Origin of the sequence: Methanosphaera sp. A6 (assembly GCF_001729395.1) — an archaeon.
Lineage (GTDB): Archaea > Methanobacteriota > Methanobacteria > Methanobacteriales > Methanobacteriaceae > Methanosphaera > Methanosphaera stadtmanae.
The window spans coordinates 1-2,127 of sequence record NZ_MAIF01000117.1; the positions used below are offsets into that span (position 1 = coordinate 1).

Here is a 2,127-nt window from a genome sequence, read left to right on the forward strand (position 1 = left end):
TAATACATATAATAAAAAATATGTTATTAGTAATAATAAAGCAACAAAACTTGCATCTATATAACAAATCATATTGTAACATAAACTTATAAGTGCATATAAAATGAAAAATATTGGAATTAATAAGAAAAACAATATACCTTTATGCCATTGCTTTAGATAGAAATAACTAAATCCTGGAAAAAATAACGATAAAATCATTGCTAACTTCATATTTTTAGATGTTTTATTATGATTTTGTGATAATATAGAACCACAGAACCTGCAAATATCATTTTCATCAGGATTTTCATAACCACATAGTTGACATTTCATAACATCACTCTCTTTTATCAAATTCAGTAGCAGTAACCAAGATATTTATAAGATATAATATTATACATGTTGTAAACATGATTAATACTATTGTTTGCTGTTTTAATAATGCATATAATAAAAATGCAAATATGAATAAAAATATTTCTCCAAAGAAGAATAAACATCCTTTTTTAATATCTTTTATATAAAAACAACCCATTCCACATATAAATGAAGAGAATAATATTGCAATAACTTTTCTTTCATTATAATCTTTATTTTGATTAATTGAATTTGAGTTTATATTTTTAAAATAATTGTTGTTACTTGTATTATATTTTTCTTCTAAAAATTTATGATATAACTGTTTTAGGGTATTATTAGACAAATTATCTTCTTGAGTAATGCTATGATTAAATTTAAAATTATCTACATTAGAAAATTCTAATCTTTTAGAACAATGAATACAATATGTATATTCATCAGGATTTTCAAAATTACAATAAATACATTTAACCACAAACATAGCCTCACTTATTTTTAAATAAATAATATATAATTATTATTTTATATATTTTTATAAGAATATAAATAAAATCAGTGAAAATTAGGAAGTTAGTGTTATGATAATAGATAATTTAACTATTGGAAAATATATATCAAGACCAAATCGTTTTACAATCGAATTTAAAGATAAAGATAAAGCAATTACACTGGCCCATTTACATGATCCTGGACGTTTAAAAGAACTATTAATTCCAAATACTGATGTTTTATTGAAATATATTAATACATATAAAGAAACTGGACGTAAAACTAAGTATGATGTTATAGCCATTAAAAATAAAAATAATTGGATCTTACTAAATAGTAGTTATCATAATAAATTAGTGGAAGAATTAATTAATACTAAAGAAATTAATAGTCTTGAAAATTTTCACATAGACAAACCTGAAATTAAATATAAAAATAGTAGAATAGATTTTTTATTGAAGGATGATAAAAACAATCCACTATATTTAGAAGTAAAAGGTTGCACTTTAGTTGAAGATACTACTGCTAAGTTTCCTGATGCTCCTACTAAAAGAGGAAAAAAACACGTGGAAGAACTTATGGAAATTCATGAAAAGGGCATTTTTACTATGGTGTTAATATTAGTTTTACATAATGATGCAGACGAATTTAAGCCAAATTATGACACTGATATTGATTTTAGCCAAACACTCCATGAAGCATATATAAGTGGTGTTAAAATATATCCCTTAAAAATAAATACTGAATTAAAAAATAACAGTATTATTCTAAAAAAAGATAGGATTTTATCAATAAAATTCAAGGAGAGAAATAAATGAAATGTGATAGATGTAACTTTGAAAATCCAGAAAATGAATCGTACTGTATAAATTGTGGTCAGAAATTACCTGAAAAACCAATGGTAACACATATTATTGTTAAATTTTCTAATAAAATCCCTAAAAACAATGAAAACAATAACTATTATTCTGTTACATATAGAGGTCCTGATAATACTGAAATTAACGATACTGCATATGGATGTATTAAAAAGACCATGAAAGATAATAAGAAATTGTTTATTGCCATTATTTTAAATTTAATTGTTGCAGGTACAGGTCATTTATATCTTAAAAGATACTATAGGGGTATAATTTTCTTAATACTTACTATTGGTTTATGTCTTACTTCATTATATAATTCCCAATTTGTTAATTTAGTAATTAGTGCTTATGTAATACAAACAATCGATGTGATTTTTTGTTACTATGAAAGACAATGAGTTTTTAATATAGAAATTATTATTTTATTTTAAAT

General features: G+C 22.7%; 3 protein-coding genes and 1 pseudogene. 2 read left to right on the top strand and 2 right to left on the bottom strand.

Translation table 11 applies throughout. The features are described from left to right. Together A9758_RS04430 and A9758_RS04435 are read right to left on the bottom strand one after the other, a co-directional pair. Positions 1 to 315: pseudogene (locus tag A9758_RS04430) on the bottom strand (hypothetical protein); the annotation flags it as partial. Positions 316 to 319: 4 nt separating this feature from the next. Further along, positions 320 to 817, bottom strand: a complete 498-nt coding sequence (locus tag A9758_RS04435; protein WP_143740871.1) for a hypothetical protein — start codon at positions 815 to 817, stop codon at positions 320 to 322. Positions 818 to 920: 103 nt separating this feature from the next. Here A9758_RS04435 and sfsA point away from each other — a divergent pair, with 103 nt between their 5' ends. Beyond that, positions 921 to 1,649 (top strand): DNA/RNA nuclease SfsA, encoded by a 729-nt coding sequence (sfsA, locus tag A9758_RS04440; protein WP_011406640.1) that lies wholly within the window; start codon positions 921 to 923, stop codon positions 1,647 to 1,649. Further along, positions 1,646 to 2,092: a zinc ribbon domain-containing protein gene (locus tag A9758_RS04445; protein ID WP_011406641.1), complete on the top strand. Its 447-nt coding sequence runs from the start codon at positions 1,646 to 1,648 to the stop codon at positions 2,090 to 2,092. The genes sfsA and A9758_RS04445 overlap by 4 nt, the downstream gene beginning before the upstream one ends. Positions 2,093 to 2,127: the final 35 nt, after the last annotated feature.

Coding starts and splice junctions, on each gene's coding strand:
- sfsA (WP_011406640.1), top strand. CDS start 921: ATGATAATAGATAATTTAACTATTGGAAAATATATATCAAGACCAAAT.
- A9758_RS04445 (WP_011406641.1), top strand. CDS start 1,646: ATGAAATGTGATAGATGTAACTTTGAAAATCCAGAAAATGAATCGTAC.